Raw genomic sequence first — 18,689 nt, 5'->3', positions numbered from 1 at the left:
GAGACGACGATTATGGCTTTAAATTTTAAAATTTATGAAACAAAACACGACGCAGACTTATTTTTAGCAGATCAAATTAGAAAACAACTATCTTTAAACACTGATTCTACGTTAGTGTTAGATTTAAATGAAAAATTAGATGATGCATATGACTTTTTAATTGGAGAAATTAACAATCATCCAGTAAGTCTATCAAACGTTAAACTCTTTTTAGCAAATTCTGAAGGTGGAGCGAAATTTAACCAACTCGACCTACCAGATCAACAAATTCGTAACGTTAAATCAGATGAAGATTTAGACAGACATCTTGATAAAAAAGAAAAACTAAACGTTGCAGTATTAAATTTAGATCATGATTTTAAAGGGTTTAAAAGTGGAGAGAGTAGCGACTTATTATTTGGAGCTAAAGAGCTATTCATCTATGCGAGTGGTGTAGATGCGAGTGAAACTGTACGTAAATTATACGATGCAGATATGAGTAGAGACTCAGTATTATCAAAAGTTAAAAATCACCGAATGGTGACAGTTATTTTAGATGAGGATGCAGCAAGTAAACTCGATAAAGATATTCGTGAATTCTACACATATAAGTTCGCATAAGTGAGGGATAATATGACTAAAAAAGATAAGAAATATGACGATTATACAGACGAAAACTCGATGACATTTAACGAAGAAGACGTCGAAGCACTTGGTGAGGAGATGGAAGCTATCTCAGAAGGAGAGACTGCTTCTATTGACCACACAAATCACGGTGCAGATTTAGAAGATAAAGATCTCGACAAATATCATGAAGAAAATGATAACTAATTTTAAGTGAATCCTCCTGAAATTTCAGTTATACTTAGTATAAATACGAAATTGAAATTCAGGAGGAATTTTTTTAATGTCTTACAGAATAGAACATGATACGTTTGGTGAAATTAAAGTTCCAGCGGATAAGTTTTGGGCTGCTCAAACAGAGAGAAGTCGTCAAAACTTCCCAGTGGGTAAAGAAAAAATGCCAATTGAAGTAATCGTTGCGTTCGCTCAACTTAAACGTGCAGCAGCCATTGTAAACTTTGATTTAGGTAAATTATCTGAAGCGAAAAAAGATGCGATTGTATACGCAACTGATAAAATTATTAAAAGAGAGTTAGACGAACATTTCCCATTAGTTGTTTGGCAAACTGGAAGCGGTACACAGAGTAATATGAACGTAAACGAAGTCGTCGCGCATGTTGCGAACGATTATTTAAAAGAAAAAGGAATTGACGAAGTCGTACACCCTAATGATGACGTTAATAAATCACAAAGTTCTAACGATACGTTCCCAACAGCAATGTATGTGGCGTTAATGACTGAAGCTGAAGTTACTTTACTTCCAGCACTAAAAAAATTACGTGATACGTTCAAAGAAAAAGAGGAAAAATTCCAAGACAGCATTAAAATTGGTCGTACACATTTACAAGACGCAACACCGTTATCACTCGGTCAAGAAGTCAGTGGTTGGAGATATAGTTTAGACAAAGCATTAGAAATGATTAATGAATCTAAACAACAACTCTCACATTTAGCAATCGGTGGTACGGCAGTAGGTACTGGTTTAAACGCTCATCCTGAGTTCGGAGAAAAAGTCGCAAAGCAAATTTCGAAACAGACTGGATACGATTTTGTTTCATCAGAAAACAAGTTTCATGCGTTATCACAATACGATGAAGTTGTGTATTTCCACGGTGCATTAAAAGCATTAGCAGGAGACGTATTAAAAATTGTTAACGACATTCGCTGGTTAGCCTCAGGACCACGTGCAGGTATTGGTGAAATTACAATTCCAGAAAACGAGCCTGGATCATCAATTATGCCTGGTAAAGTAAACCCAACACAAGCAGAGATGTTATCAATGGTTGCAGCACAAGTATTTGGTAACGATGCAGCAGTTGGATTTGGTGCGTCACAAGGTAACTTTGAGTTAAACGTGTATAAGCCATTAATCTTAATGAACACATTACAATCTATCTACCTACTTGGTGACGGTATAGACACATTCAACAACAACTGTGCGGTTGGTATTGAGCCAAACATGGAAGTGATTGATGAGTTATTAAACCGTTCATTAATGTTAGTTACAGCATTAAACCCACATATCGGTTACGAAAATGCCGCAAAAATTGCGAAAAACGCACATCAAAAAGGTATTACATTAAAAGAATCTGCATTAGAAACTGGTCTTGTTACAGAAGAACAGTTTAATGAATGGATTCGTCCTGAAGATATGATTCATCCGAATGCGTGAAATAAAAACGATCAGCCTGTATGATGTGCTACCCAAAAGTTGGACTTTTGGAATTAAGCAGATTGTAAGGTATGTTTCCTGAATTCTTCAGGAGACATGCCTTTTAATTTTAGCTTAATTCTATCTTTATTATAGTATCTAATATATTCATGTACTGCGATTTCTAATGCTTCATATGTTTTGAAAACTTCTCCATAAAACATTTCTTGCTTTAATAAGCCAAAGAAGTTCTCCATCGGTGAATTATCTAAACAGTTTCCTTTACGTGACATACTCATTGTTGCACCAAATTCTGTTATGGTATTTCCCCAACTACTATGTTGATAATGAAATCCTTGATCCGAGTGAACAACTAATTGTTTTAGATTGTGATGGTGTTCCTCAAGTGCTTTATTTAAAGGATTTAGAGCGATTGCTAGGTTCGGTGAACGACTGACCTTATATGCGATAATTTCAGAGTTATAACAATCCATAATTGTTGATAGATATAGTTTCTTTCCTTTGATAGGTAACGCAAACTCTGTGACATCTGTGACCCATAGTTGATTAAATGTTTTCGGCTTAAAGTTACGCTTTACCTTATTTGGAGCGACTGTTCCAACTTGTCCTTTATATGAACTATAACGCGTTCTCGATTTGTTTTTGAATTTTTGACACAGTAAATTATAGGTCTTCATAATGCGTAACAAGCGCTTATGATTCACCACAATTTGTTCTCTGCTTTCGAGTATCGCTTTGATTCTTCTGTAACCATATCTACCTTTATGTTTTGAGACGATTTCTTTAATTTTTTCTACTAGCCATCGATCTTTCTGTTTCTGATCATCCATATGTTTTATCCAGTAGTAATATACAGACTTTGGTAGCTTCAACACTGTTAAAATCTCTTTTAGTGTATAAGTCGTTTCTTGCCTTACCTCAAGCGCTACTTTCGTTTTTTGTCTGTTGGATCTGTCGGTAAGGCGTTTAACTTTTTTAGAATGATATTTTCCAGTTCTTTCATTCTGAGTTCTTCTCTTAGACGTTCTAACTCTTCGCGTTCTGTTTCATTCAGAGGCTCACTCTTCGATACTTGTTTTTGGTTATTTTCTTTCTTAGACATATATTTTATTGGTCTCCCTTGTTTACCCTCTAGAGCAGCTGGACCACCTTCTTGGATCTTGCGATTCCAGTTAGCGATTGTTGTAAAATGCTTGATACCAAAGTATTCCGCTGTTTCTCTATAGGACAATTGATTCTCTTCTCTATATTTTAAAACAGCCTGCTTAAATTCACTAGTATATTGAGTATTACTAAGAGATTTAGTGAGGCCCTGATAGCCATATGTGTTATATTGTCTTACCCATTTTTGAACAAGCGATCTATCCACATTATACTTTTCACCTAAAACTCTATATCCTCCTGATCCATTTAAATATTCATTAACTACTTTTACCTTAAATTCAAAGCTATGCTTTTTATACTTCATACAAAAACACCCCTAAAGTTGGATTTCCATGTCCAACTTTAGGGGTGCACCTCAGTAGGCTGATCGTTTTTTACATTTCAATATTAATGTTTTCTTTTGTCACGGGGTGCGTAAATTGAACGCGCGACGCAAATAATTGTAACTCTTTACTTTTTTCTCCACCGTAAATGTTATCTCCAATAATCGGAGAACCTAAGTGAGAGAGATGTACACGGATTTGATGGGTGCGTCCAGTGGATAATTGTAGTTTTACTTTATTGTCTTTAATAGATAAAACGTGTGTTAGTGCTTCTTTACCACGACGGTTCATTTCCTGGTGATTGCTATGACGCGCTTCTTTTATAGGTAGAGAAATATCTCCAACTTTTAAGTGATTTGGACGACTGACGTACGCAGTATATTCTCTAACGATTTCACGATGTTCAATCATATAATCTAACATTTTTTTAATGTAACTATTTTTAGCGAGAATCACTAAACCTTTTGTGTCAAAATCGATTCGATGGACAGGCTCTAAATAATTAGATTGAATCGTATTGATTGCGTCGTTCATTAACGTATCTGTTTCATTATTATTTGGATGTGTTTTTTGTCTGTGTGGTTTTATAACTACTGCTAAATAATCATCTTCATATTGAACAGTTACATGTTGATTACTTTTTTCGTAGCTACTCTTATTAGAAAAATCAGGAAGATACACAATATCTCCCTGATGGACGAAATCTCTAATTGATTTTTCTTCATCGTTAATTTTAATGTCTTTACTCATTCGTAACCAGTGCATTTCTTTTTTAGGAATATGCATTGATTTTAAGACATTTTCTAACGAATCTTTGGATTTATTTGTAATTGTAAAAATCATTATTTTTCTTCTCGCGTTCTGTTGATCCAGTCTAAATAGTTGTCTGCAGTTTCAGCTGCACCTTCAGCACGTGTCACTTCTTTACCATCTTTATAGTAAATGAGTGTTGGTGTAGCTTCGATACCTTGTTCACGTTGGAATTTTGGGTATTCTAAGACGTTTACTTGAATAAGTGGGAAGTCTTCTTTATTCTTTGCTTCCATCAGTAATGGTGTTGCTTTTAAACAGTATTCACATACTGGACTCCAGTAATAGACAAAAATTTCTTCACCACTATCAATTTTTTCTTTTGCTGACTCAGGTGTTTCGTTTAGTTGATAGTTTTCATCATCTAATTTGTCGATTGTTGGACCTTGAAGTTCAGAAGGTTCTTTATCTGTATAAGGGTAATACCCACTATCACTCAGGTTATCTGGATCATTTTTTTCACCTTTTAAAAATAAAAAAGCACCAAGAAATCCGATAATGATAACGGCAATAATGGCATAAAATATTTTATTGTTCATGAACATTCTCCTTTTTAAAACTTAATACTGATAATACAATGATAATTAAAAATGCAGTTAAAGACATTAATGGAATAGTTATAAATCCGAAGTAATTGACATATGTTACTGTACAACTATTGTCACTACAAGCGTTTAACCCATCTTGAACTGCGGGTAATTTTTGTAGTGAGTAATGATATACTCCCATTATAAAGCCCATTATACTCATTGTGAGAATATAGTAATACGCTTTAAAGTCATTTTTAATCAGTGAAATTAACGATATAATTACAAGAGGGTACATTAAAATTCTTTGATACCAGCATAACTCACAAGGTATATAATTTCGAACTTCACTAAAGTATAGCGAGCCGAGAGTTGCTGTGAGTGATACGATAAGTATAAGTTGCATTAAAGTCTTCTTATACAATAAATCACCTCATCATTTCTAAATAACTCACACTATATTTTAACACAATCACTCGGAATTAGAGTTAACAGAATGTGAAGAAAATTTTAAAAAGGTGATTATCGTGAAAAGTAAATTAGAACTACTCAGAATGATTGCTGAATATTTAAATGAAGAAACTGACCGTAATCGAATGCTAAATCATGCACTAAAACTGTTAGTTGAAAATAGTGAATTCGATACCGGATGGATATTTTTTATTAATAATAAAGGTGAACACGATCTCGCTGCGCACTATAATCTACCTGTCGGTTTAAAAGAAAACAACTTTGAAAAGATGTTTGACGGGAAATGTTGGTGTGTGAATCAGTATAATAGAAGTAACTTAAAAAAAGCGACGAATATTATCGCTTGTTCTAGATTAGAACGAGTGTTTAGAGAAAATAGCGACAAAAACGAAGGGATTACGCATCACGCAACAGTACCGCTAATATCAAGCGAAGAATCGTTTGGTATTTTAAATGTTGCGACTAAAAATATTAAAGAATACAACAAAGACACATTAGATTTATTAGAATCTGTTGCGTTTCAAATCGGTTCAGCACTAAAACGTATAGAATTAACAAAAATTGAAAAAGAAAATGCGAGAATTCAAGAACGTCAGCGTCTAGCGAGAGATTTACATGATTCAATTAATCAGACGATTTTTTCAATTAATATTATGAGTAATGCAGGTGTACGAATCGCAAAATCTGACGAAATGAAATCAACATTAGAAAAAATTGAGTCGACGTCTAAATATGCTATGAATGAAATGAAGGCTTTAATATGGCAATTAAAACCTATCGGATTAGAAAATGGATTAGTCGATGCGTTAAAAGAATACTCAGAACTAATCGGTATCGAATTAAATATCGATATTGATGGCTTTTATTATTTACCTGATAAAAGTGAAATCGAAGTGTTTAGAGTGATTCAAGAAGCGTTAAATAATACGAGTAAACATTCAAATGTCACGATGAGTGATGTTGAAATTTTCGTGACTGAAGACTTATTTTCCGTTATGGTCAAAGATAAAGGCACAGGTTTTGACGTATCAACAGTCAAACGTCAAAACGGTTTAACGAACATAAAAGAGCGTATTGAAAAACTCGGGGGAGTTTTAAATGTTCACTCAAAATTAAATGAAGGAACGACGATACGCTTTACAATACCGATAAAGAGAGAGTGAAAATAATGAATATTGTCATCACAGATGATCACGCAGTCGTACGTGAAGGTATGAAGTTTTTACTAAGTACAACAGATGATTTAAAAGTAATAAAAGATGTCGATAGTGGAGAAGCATTGATTAAATTTCTAGAAGTTAATCACGAAAACGTTGATTTAATTTTACTTGATCTCGTCATGCCAGAATTAAATGGCATCGATATTTTAGAGATTATTAAAAGAGATTATCCTAAAGTTAAAGTAGTCATATTAACGAGTTTCACGTCAGAAGAATACGTTCGTCCTGTATTGAATAAAAAAGCGGATGGATATTTAATAAAAGAAATGGATGCGGATGATTTAATCGAATCATTACGAAAAGTCGCGGATGGTGAACAAGTTATTCACGAAGATGTTTCTCAGCTTTTAAAACATGACAAACTCCCGCATCAAAAGAATGTTTTATCGATAAGAGAGTTAGAAGTACTAAAGGAAATGGTTTACGGTAAAAGTAATAAAGAAATCGCAGAAACACTTTTCGTCAGTGAAAAAACGGTCAAAACACATGTGAGTCATATTTTAAATAAACTCGAAGTGTCTGACCGTACACAAGCAGTCGTTTATGCGATTCGTCATCATATTGTAAATTTATGAGAATAGAGCAGGTTCGATGTGTACGATTGTTTCAGTATCACCAAACGCATCGGACATCGCTCGTTCAATTCTTTCTGTAATCATATGTCCTTCAACAACGTTTAATTTAGGGTTGACTGTTACTGTAACGTCAACAAAATATATAAACCCGTGTGAACGTCCTTTAATATCTACAACGTCTATCACACCGCTGACGTTTTGAATAATTTCTTCCATCTCTTTTAATGTTTTACTATTAAAACCATCGGTTAAAGTCGTCGCAGTTTCTTTAAATATAATAACTGCTGTGTAAATAATGAGTATACCAATTAAGAAACTTGCGATTGTGTCTAAAGTTTCAAAACCAATAAGCACACCGATAATACCAATTGCTGCACCTAAAGATACTAAGCCGTCTTGTAAATTATCGAAACTCGCTGCTTTTAAGGCGACACTACTAACTTTATTAGCAAGTCTAAAGTTAATAAACGCAACGATTAGCATAATAATCATTGAAAAAATAGAAATATATAATGAAGTCGTACTTGGTTCTGCGTAGTCGTTATTTATAAATTTAATTACTGTTTGAATAATGACTTGTATACCGACAGCAAACATTATAAAACTCGCAATTAAAGCGGCAATTAGTTCTGCTCGGTAGTGACCATACGTATGGTTATCATCTCTTGGAATTAAAGCGATTGTTAAACCGATAAATAACGCAGTTGAACCGATAACGTCAGTAAAGTTGTTTAAACCATCTGCGATTAATGCATCAGACTGATCTAGAAAACCAAACGTAATTTTAACTAATGTTAAAAATATATAAGTGACGATTGATAGCACGGCACCTAACCGTGCTTTTTTTATATTTTTATTAATGGACTTCATACGTCACACTCCAAAAAAATATTACTCTTTAGTATAGCATAACCTTTAATAAAAAATTTTATACTAATTCTATTATTGTCGTTTTTATATAAATCGAAAGTGAAAAAATTTACTTTTAATATTAAAATAGAATATAATTAAGGAAACTCATGTATTTATGGAATAGGAGGTTATAATTATGTCAGATGTACATAAAAAGAAAAGGTCTTCAAGTCAAACGATGACTATAATGATTATTGCTGGTCTTATACTTGGTATTATCGTCGGTTCTATATTTAATATATTTATTGATAGCACGTTTGTTCAAATTGTTGATCAGTACATATTTAACGTATTAGGACAAGTATTTTTAAACTTAATCTTTATGATGGTCGTTCCTGTCGTATTTATCTCGATTGTACTCGGTGTTATAAACGTTGGTGACCCAAAAAAACTCGGAGTCATCGGTATTAAAACAGTTGGCTTTTACCTTATGACAACAGCTATTGCGATTACTATAGCGATGGGAGTAGCGAACCTACTTAACCCTGGTGAAGGTAGAGGTATTTTACTAGAATCATCAGAAGTTACGGAATATCGTAATGCGGAGTTTGGTGGGGAGTCAGACGTTGATAATATTGACGTAAACCCTCAATCGTTCGATGAAACAATTATTAGTTTTGTCCCGAAAAACTTCTTTAGTGCGATGGCAGAAACAAACATGATTCAGATTATTACATTTGCTATATTTATTGGTATTGCGATTATCGTATTACAAGATAAAGTCCCTTCGACAATTAAATTACTTCAAGAATTTGAAAAAATTGTTATGACAATTGTCATGGCGATTATGAAATATTTTGCAGCGCTTGGTGCATTTGGTTTAGTTGCGACAGCATTTACTCATGCAGGCTTTGGAGCAATCGAATCATTAGGTATGTATTTCTTATGTGTATTAATTGCATTATTACTCCATTTTGTACTAATATATGGTTCTATGGTGAGATTCTTTGCAAAGAAAAGTTTTCTTTGGTTTATAAAAGGTTTCGCACCAGCGATGACAGTCGGATTTAGTACGTCATCATCTAGTGCTGTTCTACCAGTTTCATTAAAAGCTGCTCAGGAAAACTTGAAGATACGTGAATCTATTTCAAGTTTTGTTCAGCCACTGGGTGCAACTGTTAATATGGACGGTACAGCAATTATGCAAGGAGTTGCGACTGTGTTTATTGCTCAATTATCAGGGGTCGATTTATCGATTACTGAGATGGTAACAGTTGTGGTAATTGCGACAATTGCAAGTATCGGAACAGCTGGAGTTCCGGGTGTAGGTTTAATTATGTTAGCTATGGTGCTAACTTCGATTGGCCTTGATCCAGCTGCGATTGGTATCATTATCGGAATTGACCGTCTGTTAGACATGACAAGAACGGTCGTTAATATATCTGGTGATGCAGCGGTTGCGCTTGTTATCAATGAGCAAGAGACTAGAAAAAGTAAAGTTACAAACTAAGTGCAACTTTGTATGTTTAGGAAGGGAAGTAACATTTATGGATAAAAAAACCTTTACTAAGGTCATCCAAGAAAAATTTAAAATCGTGAGAACAGAGGCTGGATACACACAAGACTCTATGAGTCAGACTGTTGGTCTTTCTAAAAAGACTCTTGTACAAATTGAAAAAGAAAGAATTGTACCAAACTGGACAACATGTATTTCAGTTTGTGCACTGTTTAGAGACAGTGATATTTTAACAAGTACATTTGGTGGGGATCCGCTAGAACTTGCGCAAGTATTATCACGCGGAAGTGCAAGCTACCCGCAGTATAATAAAGAAATTCTCTACTGGGAAACTCTAGAAGAGAAAGATGGTTGGAGACTAGAAAAGAACAAAATGAATGATTTATATCGTGTTGTTAATGAAGATAACCAACCAGAACACGCGTCTTATTTAGGCCGTCAAGCGACGATGTTTTTTAAACAAAAAACTTCAGAATAAATTTTAGAACACCTTTAAAAGGTGTTCTTTTTTTAAGAGGGGAGAATTTTATTATGTCGGTAACGACGATTATCGTTACAACAGTCGTCGGTGCATTAATTGGTGGAATTACAAATACAATCGCAATTAAGATGTTGTTTCATCCATACGAAGCAAAGTACTTATTTGGTAAAAGAATTCCACTGACACCAGGTGTTGTTCCGATGCGTAGAAAAGAAGCATCAAAAAAGCTCGGAAATATTATTACTGAATACTTACTGACGCCTGATGTATTTGTAGAAAAATTAAAAAGTAAAGAGTCTGAAAAGTTTATTGATTTATTTATCGATAAACAAATCGAAATAATAGAAAAAGAAAATATTTCAATTAGTGACTTATTAAATAAAGTATCTCCAAATTTACGCCATAAAATATTAGAGTTTTTATATTACGAGATTGATACGAAAGTTAAAAATTCTAGTGATGAGCTAATGTTCAGAACGATTGAATCACTTTTACCTGAAGATGCTAAAGAAAAATTAGACAACGAAGTGAGTACACTTCATCTCACACTGAATGAAAGAATTATTTCTTACTTAACTTCTGACAAAGGGTATAACGATATTTATACGATGATTGATGATTTTATAGAAAATAGAGGTAAACTAGAGCGCGCAATTAAATATGTCGTTCCAAAAGATACACTTGCAACGAGAGTGCAAGGAGAATTAGTACAACTTTTAGGTAACGAAGATATGAAGAATATTGAACGGGATTTTATACTTCGTGAATATGAGTCGTTAATTAAACAAACACCGAGTAGTTATATTTCATCCATTGACCAAGAGAAAATAACTAGCCGTGCGTCTTCGATTTTTAAACAGAAAATTAATGTCGAAGAATTATTAGATCGACCGATACATTTATTAAATAAAAACTTATTTGACTCTTTAAAATCCTCAGGAAAAATTCGACTGAGAGAAAATATTATTCACTATTTAGGAAAACATATACCAGGTATTGTACAAAATTTACATCTTGCAGAAGTAATTACTCGACAAATTGATAGCTTCGATATCGAAAAATTAGAATTTTTAGTGTTTGAAGTTGCGAGAAATGAACTAAAGATGATTATGTTACTTGGATATGTTCTCGGGGGATTTGTTGGATTTATTCAAGGAATCGTCGTCCCTTATATTGTTTAGCCGTATCATTTTAAAATAATAGTGACATATGGTAACATATTAATTATGAAAATTTATAAAAGAGGAGAATTCCATGGTAAACGTATATGATCAAGCAAATGCGCTTGAGAGTGCTTTAAGACAATCAGATGAATTTAAAGCGTTAGAATCTTACTACAAAGCAGTAAATGAAAACGAAGAATCTAAGAAATTATTCGATGAATTTAGAGAGGTTCAAATGGAACTTCAAGTGAAACAAATGCAAGGTGAAGAGATTCTAGATGCTGATGTAGAGCGTGCACAACAAACTGCTCAAGCAATCGAAGCAGATGAAAACATCAAAAGCTTAATGGAATCAGAACAAAAACTTAGTCAATTAATTCAAGACTTAAACCGAGTAATTATGAAACCAATTGAAGATTTATATAAAGTAAATGAACAATAATTATTAGAGGTATGCATTTTAATAAATGCATACTTTTTTTATGTGAAAAATTGTAGTAATAAAATACACTGTTCAAGCTACGCGCGCCATATACTCTGTTACAATCTTTTGTCGTTTTTTGATATAATGTAAGGAATAGAAAGGTGAGGTGTTTAATGGTTAAATTTATCCATGCCGCAGATTTACATCTTGATAGTCCGTTTAAATCAAGAAGTGAATTGCCTCCACACATTGTTGATAGTTTAATGGAAAGTACATATAAAGCAACAAAACGCATGATTGACTATGCAATTAAAGAAGAAGTCGATTTTGTTATTTTAGCTGGTGATGTATTTGACCAAAAAAATAGAACATTAAAATCTGAAATATTTTTAAAAGAACAATTTAAACGTCTTGAAAAAAACGGGATATTTACGTACATGATTCATGGAAATCATGATCCTTTAGATCACGGTATACAGACGAGTTGGCCGAGTACGGTTCACGTCTTTAAAGACAATATTGAAACGTATCAACTAATGAGTAAAAATAAAGAACAAGTGTTTTTACATGGCTTTAGTTATTTACATGATGAAACTTATGAAAATAAACTTGACCAATACCCAGTAAATACACGTAACGACGGGATTCATATTGGAATTCTACACGGTACCTACTCTAAATCGAACACAAAAAGTGCAAGATATACAGAGTTTACGTTAGAAGAGTTGCGCTCTAAACTCTATCATTACTGGGCGCTTGGACATATTCATCAGCGTCAAGAGCTTTCTGATATACCGCTGATTCAATACTCTGGAAATATTCAAGGACGACATATGAATGAGTCTGGGGAGAAAGGGTTTTATCTTGTAGAAGGAGACCACGTACACTTATATAGTAAGTTTGTGTCTGTAGAAGAAATTCTATTTGAAAACTACGAACTTGAAGTGAAAAGTCTACGTAGAGATGAGTTATACCAATCGATAAGTGAATATAAAAACACGATTCGTAAAGAAGGTAAACGAGTGATTGAATTAACAGTTTACTATGATGGTGATGACGATATTGGTGGTAATGACTACTACGAAGTATTATCTTTACTTCAAGAAGATGAACGTGACGTTGAAGACTTTGTATGGATTGACCGTCTTCATATCGAACATGAAAATGAAGAAAGAAATGCCTTACTGACAGATATTAAAACGACATTTAGAGGCGATGACAAGTTATTTAGAGAAGCACTAAATACGTTATATATGGATCCTAAAGTCAATAGATATTTACCACCGATTCAAGATATTGATAAAGATGAATTACTAGAACTTGGTGAAGAACGTTTAAAACTACTCATGAGGAAGTAACAATATGAAAATAAAAAGTTTAGACATATATGGTTACGGTAAAATCATCGATCAAAGTTTTAAAATTGAACACGACTTTGTGCAAATATACGGGGAAAACGAAGCGGGTAAATCGACGATGATGTCCTTTATCCATTCAGTGCTTTTTGGATTTCCTCGTAGGAACGAAGGAGAACCACGACGTGAACCGAGACTCGGTAATGCGTATGGTGGTCGCTTAACAGTAGAATTTGATGATGAAACTGGACCAGTAACAATTGAACGTATTAAAGGTAACAAATCAGCAGGTGACGTACGAATTACGATGGCTGATGGTACATCTCGCACTGAAGAATGGTTAAAACGTAAGCTAAATTATATCGATAAAGAAATGTACCGCTCGATATTTTCGTTTGATGTTCTCGGTCTTCAAGACATTAATAAAAACTTAACTGAAAAAGATCTTCAAGATTATTTACTTCGTGCAGGAGCACTTGGATCAAATAAGTATGAAGATATGTTAAGTGCCATCAACAAAGAACTTGAGGAATTATATAAGCGAAATGGTACGAAGCCTAAAATTAACGAAAAATTAGACTCTATTTCTGACATCAATGAAAAAATTGCAGAATTAGAAGAGTATGAAGAAACATATAAATCATTAGTTCACGAAGAACATAAAATAATTGAAAGTATTGAACGAAAGAAGCAAGCTTCTCAAACGATTAAAGAACAATTAAAACTTAAAATGAAAGAAATTATGTACCACCCTGAAATAAAAGAGTGGTATCATTTAGCAAATAAAATTGATGTTGAACCTGTCATGTTCCCTGAAAAAGGAATCGAAAGATATGAAGCAATTAAAAATCATTTAACGACAGGTGAAAAAGATAAATTACTTCGTCAAGAAAAATTAGAAGCATTAATTCGTGAAGAAAATAGAATTGAATTACCAAACGAAGAAGATATTAAATATCTCGAGAGAATCGTTAAAGAAGAGCCGAACGTAAAACATGATATTTTACAACTTGAGCGCTTAAGAAACGAAGTCAGAGAAACTGAAGAAAAAATTCATCAATCGATGTTAGATATCGGTTGGCAAGAAGAACATTTAAATGTTGATGACTCAAACATCGTGAGAGAAAATGTTCAAAGCTTATTATCACGTCACGATGAAATCGAGATGGAAAGCGAATTTTATAATAATGAAATCGCACATTTACAACAAGAGAAAAACGAAACTGAAGAAAAACTTTCTAACCTCGAAGAAAAGCAAATTTCTGACGATAGAATACGTGCTAAGTTAGAAGTTCAAGACTTAGAACACGAACTTAGAGAAAAAGACCGTGTATATCAATTAATCGAAGAAAGATATTTAGAAGAAAAACGAAACCGTGAAAAACGTAATAAAACACAAGCAACAGCGATTATATCAATCAGTGTCGTACTGATGCTTGTTGGTTTATCGTTTATATTAATCAGTCAAGAGTTTATATACGGTGGAATCTTCATTTTAGTCGGTGCATTGTCACTACTCTTATTAAAATTAAATAAAAAAGAAGACGACGATAGTCTTAAAGATGATTACGAAAACGAGTTAGAAAAAATCAAGCGTGAAATTAATGACAAAAAAGAAGCCTATAACTTAAACTTTGATTATTATGACGCGCGCGATTTAATTAATGAAATCGACCACTTAACGAATAAAAAGATTTCTGACTCAATGAAGTTAGAAAGTCTTGAAGAAAAACGCTCGATTTTAGATAGTACAAATGATCAACTAAAACGTGATCTTCATCGTGTGAAAGAAAAGCTTTATGTGAGTGATGAGCTAGATGACGGACAGATTGTTGACACGATTTATACAATTCGTAATATCAAACAAATGCGTAGAAGTGTTGATGAGTTAAAGTCTAGAATTGAAACTTTAGAACAAAACATTGAAACGTTTAGCAATTCAGTCCGCAGTGAAGTATCTAAGTTAGGCATTGAATTCCATATTAACTCTATTTTCTTTGAAGCGAATAGACTTCTAGAAAAGCTTAAAAAAGATGAGGCGACGTATCAAAACTTAAGAGAACAAATTAACTTGTTCGAAAGTGAAATTGACGTTATCGACAACCGAAACTACGTTGCAGAAAAAGAAATGGAAGACTTATTTAATTACGTCGATGCTGAAGATGAAGATGAGTTTTATTATTACGGTCGTATGTTTAACGAATTTAAAGCAAACGAAGCGAGATTTAAAGAATTAGATAATAAATTATCGCTTGAAAACTTTGACGTTGAATCTAGACAACGACTATCTGAATTTAATACCGCAGATTTAAGAAATGAAGAATCTTCAATGAATGCAGCAATTGATAACTATCAAACACAAATCGATGAAGAAACAAATACACTTGCAAAAGTGCAACAAGAAATTCGACATCTTGAACAAAATGGTAAGCTGTCTGTATATCGTCATGAATTTGAATTAGAAAAAAATAATATAGAGTCACATGCGGTAGACTATATGTCACTTATGTATATTAAAACGTTAATAGAGGCACATATTAAGGCTATTAAAGACCAACGTTTACCAGTTGTTGTAGAAGAAGCGAGAAAAATCTTTGAGTATATTACAAAAGGTCGTTATATCGATGTCATGTACGAAAACAATATTATTAAAGTAAAACATAGTAATGGACAAATCTTTGATCCATCAGAGATATCACAATCGACAAAAGAATTACTATATATTTCACTACGCATCAGTTTAATTAAAGCGTTAAAAAATTATTATAATTTACCAATTATTATTGACGACGCATTTGTTCATTTTGATGAATCGCGTACACGTACGATATTAGAGTACTTTAAAAAGCAATCTAAAGAACATGAAGTACTATTCTTTACTTGTAACTTAGAAAAGAGTATTCCAGCGACAAATACAATCGTTTTAAAAGATAATAAAAATAGGAGGTAACAATAGATGAGTAAAATCTCTACCTTAAAACCAGGAGATAGTGTCGAGTCTTTTTACTTAGTAAAACGTGCTCAAGATGGTGTGACTCAACAAGGTAAACCATATATGACTTTAATTTTGGCAGATAAAACTGGAGAGTTAGATTCAAAACTATGGACAGTTACACCTGAGCAAATTACAGAGTTAAAAGAAGCGGATCTCGTAAAAGTGCGCGGAGAAATTATTAACTACCGTGGTAAAAATCAAATGAAAATTTTAGAAATCCGTACGAGTACACCTGAGGATAACGTATTAGTGAAAGATTTTCTAAAAGAAGCACCGATAGATGGTGAGGACTTATTTGAAAAAATCTTTGATTACGCATTAAAAATTACAAACGCAAACCTCCAGAGAATTACTCGAGGATTACTTAATAAATATCGTAAAGAGTTTTCAACATTTCCAGCAGCAATGAGTAATCATCATGATTTCGTCTCAGGACTTGCGTATCACGTCTATACGATGTTAAGAGTCGGGGAATCACTATGCGATATTTACGAAACGCTTGATCGTAATTTACTATACGCTGGAATTATTTTACACGACATTGGAAAAGTAAAAGAATTATCAGGTGCTGTAAATACAACGTACACAGTTGAAGGTAATTTAATCGGTCATATCGTTATTGCGACTGAAGAGATTACTAAAATCGCTGAAGAGTTAAATATCGAAGGCGAAGATGTTATGTTATTAAAACATTTAATTTTAGCTCACCATGGTAAATTAGAATATGGATCACCAAAAACACCGATGATTCCAGAAGCAGAAATTTTACACATGATTGATAACATCGATGCTAGAGTTTTAATGATGAATAAACATATTCAAAACGCTGAAAAAGGGGCATTCACTCAAAGAGTGTTCCCACTTGAAGGTAGAATGTTATACCGTAGTCAAGGCGAAGAATAAAATCATTCTCTACTACAATTTTGTAGTAGAGAGTTTTTTAATTTAAATTCATAGGAGAATAGTATGAAAGATAATAAAGTGGTTCAATACTTATCAAAATTAGAAGTAATCGGGAATCGTTTACCGCATCCGGTATCGATTTTTATTATATTTTTAGTAGCTCTGATGATTATATCTCATATATTTTATATGCTTGGAGTCACTGTGAAATTTGAAGGTATTAATCCTGAGACACATCAATTAGAGATGTTAGAGTACGATATTGTTAGTCTGTTAATACCAAGTAGTATTTCCTATATATTTACATCAGTCGTAGAAAACTTTACGTCATTTGTTGCGCTTGGACCAGTACTCGTTGTAATGCTTGGTGTTGGAGTTGCTGAAAAAACAGGGTATCTCGCTGCAATTATTAGAAAAAGCGTCAGCTTTGCACCGAAAAAATTTATTACACCAGTCGTTATTTTACTTGGAGTTTTATCAAACGTTGCGGCTTCTGTAGGATATGTTGTACTTGTACCACTTGGTGCAATGATTTTCTTAAGCTATAATCGTCACCCGATTGCTGGACTTGCTGCAGCTTTTGCAGGAGTAGCAGGCGGTTATTCGGCAAATTTAGTATTAGGAACAAATGATCCAATATTAAGTGGAATGACGACTGAAGCTGCACAAATTCTAAATGAAAATTATATTGTGAATGCAACTGATAATTTTTATTTTATGTTTGCATCAACTTTTCTAATTGTCATTATTGGTACAATTATTACAGATAAAATTGTAGAACCGAGCTTAGGTAGTTTTGAAAACTATTATGAAGATAAAAGCGAAGTAAATCCTCGAGCATTTTTATATGCAAATATCTCATTATTAGTCATGATTGTTTTAATATTATTAATGGTTCTACCATCAGGTGGAATTTTACGAGGTGAAAATGGTGAATTTATCGGTTCACCATTTATACAAAGTATAATATTTATTATGATGATTATATTTTTAGTTCCTGGAATTGTGTATGGAATTGTCGATAAATCGATTAAAAAAGATAGTGACTTAATTGATATGATGACAGATTCTATAAAAATGATGGCAGAGTTTATTGTCCTTATATTTTTTGCAGCACAATTCGTCGCACTATTTGATTATTCGAATATCGGAATGTGGATTTCTGTAGAAAGCGCCAATATTTTAAAATCATTATCGATTAGTGGACCTGTGGCTTTAGTGCTTCTTATTATAATTACAGCAATCGTTAATATTTTTATAGCTGCGGACTCTGCGAAATGGTCGATGATGGCACCGATATTTGTTCCGATGTTTATGCAGTTAGATATTCCACCGGAAGTAACGCAAGTTGCATATAGAATCGGGGACTCATCGACAAATATTATCTCACCACTCATGCCGTTTTTCCCATATATCGTATCTGTTGCAGCACGTTACGGAAAGAGTAACGGTATTGGAACAGTCATCTCAATTATGCTACCGTATTCGTTAATCTTTTTAATCGGTTGGACGATTTTATTTATCGCTTGGCTATTACTTGGAATACCAATTGGACCAGGAACAAATGGTCTATAGATTAGTTAAATTGTAGATGAAAATCTAAAATCATTAACGATTCGACTAAACAAGAGAATC

18 protein-coding genes and 1 pseudogene are annotated in these 18,689 nt (G+C 33.3%); 13 read left to right on the top strand and 6 right to left on the bottom strand.

Annotated elements, in window-relative coordinates; all coding sequences use genetic code 11:
• The first annotated feature begins 12 nt into the window (after positions 1 to 12).
• From KPF49_RS05650 to fumC, 3 genes are all read left to right on the top strand, one after another.
• Complete coding sequence (locus KPF49_RS05650; protein WP_183675507.1) at positions 13 to 600, top strand: hypothetical protein; 588 nt, start codon at positions 13 to 15, stop codon at positions 598 to 600.
• Positions 601 to 612: 12 nt separating this feature from the next.
• Entirely contained in the window at positions 613 to 810 is a 198-nt protein-coding gene (locus KPF49_RS05645) for a hypothetical protein (protein ID WP_183675505.1), read from the top strand.
• 76 nt (positions 811 to 886) lie between these two features.
• Positions 887 to 2,275, top strand: coding sequence for a class II fumarate hydratase (gene fumC, locus KPF49_RS05640; RefSeq protein ID WP_183675503.1), 1,389 nt, complete (start codon positions 887 to 889; stop codon positions 2,273 to 2,275).
• A 53-nt stretch (positions 2,276 to 2,328) separates the two neighbouring features.
• Here the strand turns inward: fumC and KPF49_RS05635 are convergent.
• The 5 genes and pseudogenes from KPF49_RS05635 to KPF49_RS05615 all read right to left on the bottom strand — a co-directional run.
• Positions 2,329 to 3,219: pseudogene (locus KPF49_RS05635) on the bottom strand (IS3 family transposase); the annotation flags it as partial.
• Positions 3,201 to 3,743 carry a helix-turn-helix domain-containing protein gene (locus tag KPF49_RS05630; RefSeq protein WP_183672582.1) on the bottom strand — a complete coding sequence of 181 codons (543 nt, stop codon included), beginning with the start codon at positions 3,741 to 3,743 and terminating at the stop codon, positions 3,201 to 3,203. The gene KPF49_RS05630 and the pseudogene KPF49_RS05635, both read right to left, overlap by 19 nt.
• 70 nt (positions 3,744 to 3,813) lie before the next feature.
• Entirely contained in the window at positions 3,814 to 4,605 is a 792-nt protein-coding gene (locus tag KPF49_RS05625; RefSeq protein WP_183672583.1) for an RluA family pseudouridine synthase, read from the bottom strand.
• Positions 4,605 to 5,111: a thioredoxin family protein gene (locus tag KPF49_RS05620; RefSeq protein ID WP_183672584.1), complete on the bottom strand. Its 507-nt coding sequence runs from the start codon at positions 5,109 to 5,111 to the stop codon at positions 4,605 to 4,607. The genes KPF49_RS05625 and KPF49_RS05620 overlap by 1 nt, the downstream gene beginning before the upstream one ends.
• Complete coding sequence (locus KPF49_RS05615; protein WP_311538875.1) at positions 5,101 to 5,523, bottom strand: disulfide oxidoreductase; 423 nt, start codon at positions 5,521 to 5,523, stop codon at positions 5,101 to 5,103. Before KPF49_RS05615 ends, KPF49_RS05620 begins: the two co-directional genes overlap by 11 nt.
• 103 nt (positions 5,524 to 5,626) lie before the next feature.
• Between KPF49_RS05615 and KPF49_RS05610 the strand changes: the two genes are divergently transcribed.
• Together KPF49_RS05610 and KPF49_RS05605 are read left to right on the top strand one after the other, a co-directional pair.
• Positions 5,627 to 6,733: a GAF domain-containing sensor histidine kinase gene (locus tag KPF49_RS05610; RefSeq protein ID WP_183672585.1), complete on the top strand. Its 1,107-nt coding sequence runs from the start codon at positions 5,627 to 5,629 to the stop codon at positions 6,731 to 6,733.
• A gap of 2 nt (positions 6,734 to 6,735) precedes the next feature.
• Positions 6,736 to 7,365, top strand: a complete 630-nt coding sequence (locus KPF49_RS05605; protein ID WP_375781547.1) for a response regulator — start codon at positions 6,736 to 6,738, stop codon at positions 7,363 to 7,365.
• On the opposite strand, the gene KPF49_RS05600 is transcribed toward KPF49_RS05605, so the two are convergent.
• The gene (locus tag KPF49_RS05600) at positions 7,360 to 8,235 is read right to left on the bottom strand and encodes a cation diffusion facilitator family transporter (RefSeq protein ID WP_183672587.1); all 876 of its coding nucleotides are present in this window, start codon (positions 8,233 to 8,235) and stop codon (positions 7,360 to 7,362) included. The genes KPF49_RS05605 and KPF49_RS05600 overlap by 6 nt on opposite strands.
• Before the next feature lie 178 nt (positions 8,236 to 8,413).
• On the opposite strand from KPF49_RS05600, the gene KPF49_RS05595 reads away from it, so the two are divergent.
• The 8 genes from KPF49_RS05595 (at position 8,414) to KPF49_RS05560 (ending at position 18,629) form a co-directional block, all read left to right on the top strand.
• Complete coding sequence (locus KPF49_RS05595; RefSeq protein ID WP_183672588.1) at positions 8,414 to 9,727, top strand: dicarboxylate/amino acid:cation symporter; 1,314 nt, start codon at positions 8,414 to 8,416, stop codon at positions 9,725 to 9,727.
• Positions 9,728 to 9,764: 37 nt separating this feature from the next.
• Positions 9,765 to 10,211 carry a helix-turn-helix transcriptional regulator gene (locus KPF49_RS05590; RefSeq protein ID WP_183672589.1) on the top strand — a complete coding sequence of 149 codons (447 nt, stop codon included), beginning with the start codon at positions 9,765 to 9,767 and terminating at the stop codon, positions 10,209 to 10,211.
• Between the two features lie 53 nt (positions 10,212 to 10,264).
• The gene (locus KPF49_RS05585; protein WP_183672590.1) at positions 10,265 to 11,395 is read left to right on the top strand and encodes a DUF445 family protein; all 1,131 of its coding nucleotides are present in this window, start codon (positions 10,265 to 10,267) and stop codon (positions 11,393 to 11,395) included.
• Positions 11,396 to 11,468: 73 nt separating this feature from the next.
• Positions 11,469 to 11,819 carry a YlbF/YmcA family competence regulator gene (locus KPF49_RS05580; protein ID WP_183672591.1) on the top strand — a complete coding sequence of 117 codons (351 nt, stop codon included), beginning with the start codon at positions 11,469 to 11,471 and terminating at the stop codon, positions 11,817 to 11,819.
• Positions 11,820 to 11,974: 155 nt separating this feature from the next.
• Positions 11,975 to 13,159, top strand: coding sequence for a metallophosphoesterase family protein (locus KPF49_RS05575; protein WP_183672592.1), 1,185 nt, complete (start codon positions 11,975 to 11,977; stop codon positions 13,157 to 13,159).
• Positions 13,160 to 13,163: 4 nt separating this feature from the next.
• A complete protein-coding gene (locus KPF49_RS05570) occupies positions 13,164 to 16,106 on the top strand; it encodes an ATP-binding protein (RefSeq protein ID WP_183672593.1) in 2,943 nt (980 codons plus the stop codon).
• 6 nt (positions 16,107 to 16,112) lie between these two features.
• The gene (gene yhaM, locus KPF49_RS05565; RefSeq protein WP_183672594.1) at positions 16,113 to 17,054 is read left to right on the top strand and encodes a 3'-5' exoribonuclease YhaM; all 942 of its coding nucleotides are present in this window, start codon (positions 16,113 to 16,115) and stop codon (positions 17,052 to 17,054) included.
• A 63-nt stretch (positions 17,055 to 17,117) separates the two neighbouring features.
• Positions 17,118 to 18,629, top strand: coding sequence for an AbgT family transporter (locus KPF49_RS05560; protein WP_183672595.1), 1,512 nt, complete (start codon positions 17,118 to 17,120; stop codon positions 18,627 to 18,629).
• Positions 18,630 to 18,689 lie beyond the last annotated feature (60 nt).

The sequence above is a fragment of the Nosocomiicoccus ampullae genome, assembly GCF_019357495.1.
GTDB lineage: Bacteria > Bacillota > Bacilli > Staphylococcales > Salinicoccaceae > Nosocomiicoccus > Nosocomiicoccus ampullae.
Note: the sequence above shows the minus strand (reverse complement) of the source record. Positions and strands in the feature narration are given on the sequence as shown.

Coding starts and splice junctions, on each gene's coding strand:
- KPF49_RS05650 (WP_183675507.1), top strand. CDS start 13: ATGGCTTTAAATTTTAAAATTTATGAAACAAAACACGACGCAGACTTA.
- KPF49_RS05645 (WP_183675505.1), top strand. CDS start 613: ATGACTAAAAAAGATAAGAAATATGACGATTATACAGACGAAAACTCG.
- fumC (WP_183675503.1), top strand. CDS start 887: ATGTCTTACAGAATAGAACATGATACGTTTGGTGAAATTAAAGTTCCA.
- KPF49_RS05630 (WP_183672582.1), bottom strand. CDS start 3,743: ATGAAGTATAAAAAGCATAGCTTTGAATTTAAGGTAAAAGTAGTTAAT.
- KPF49_RS05625 (WP_183672583.1), bottom strand. CDS start 4,605: ATGATTTTTACAATTACAAATAAATCCAAAGATTCGTTAGAAAATGTC.
- KPF49_RS05620 (WP_183672584.1), bottom strand. CDS start 5,111: ATGAACAATAAAATATTTTATGCCATTATTGCCGTTATCATTATCGGA.
- KPF49_RS05600 (WP_183672587.1), bottom strand. CDS start 8,235: ATGAAGTCCATTAATAAAAATATAAAAAAAGCACGGTTAGGTGCCGTG.
- KPF49_RS05595 (WP_183672588.1), top strand. CDS start 8,414: ATGTCAGATGTACATAAAAAGAAAAGGTCTTCAAGTCAAACGATGACT.
- KPF49_RS05590 (WP_183672589.1), top strand. CDS start 9,765: ATGGATAAAAAAACCTTTACTAAGGTCATCCAAGAAAAATTTAAAATC.
- KPF49_RS05585 (WP_183672590.1), top strand. CDS start 10,265: ATGTCGGTAACGACGATTATCGTTACAACAGTCGTCGGTGCATTAATT.
- KPF49_RS05580 (WP_183672591.1), top strand. CDS start 11,469: ATGGTAAACGTATATGATCAAGCAAATGCGCTTGAGAGTGCTTTAAGA.
- KPF49_RS05575 (WP_183672592.1), top strand. CDS start 11,975: ATGGTTAAATTTATCCATGCCGCAGATTTACATCTTGATAGTCCGTTT.
- KPF49_RS05570 (WP_183672593.1), top strand. CDS start 13,164: ATGAAAATAAAAAGTTTAGACATATATGGTTACGGTAAAATCATCGAT.
- yhaM (WP_183672594.1), top strand. CDS start 16,113: ATGAGTAAAATCTCTACCTTAAAACCAGGAGATAGTGTCGAGTCTTTT.
- KPF49_RS05560 (WP_183672595.1), top strand. CDS start 17,118: ATGAAAGATAATAAAGTGGTTCAATACTTATCAAAATTAGAAGTAATC.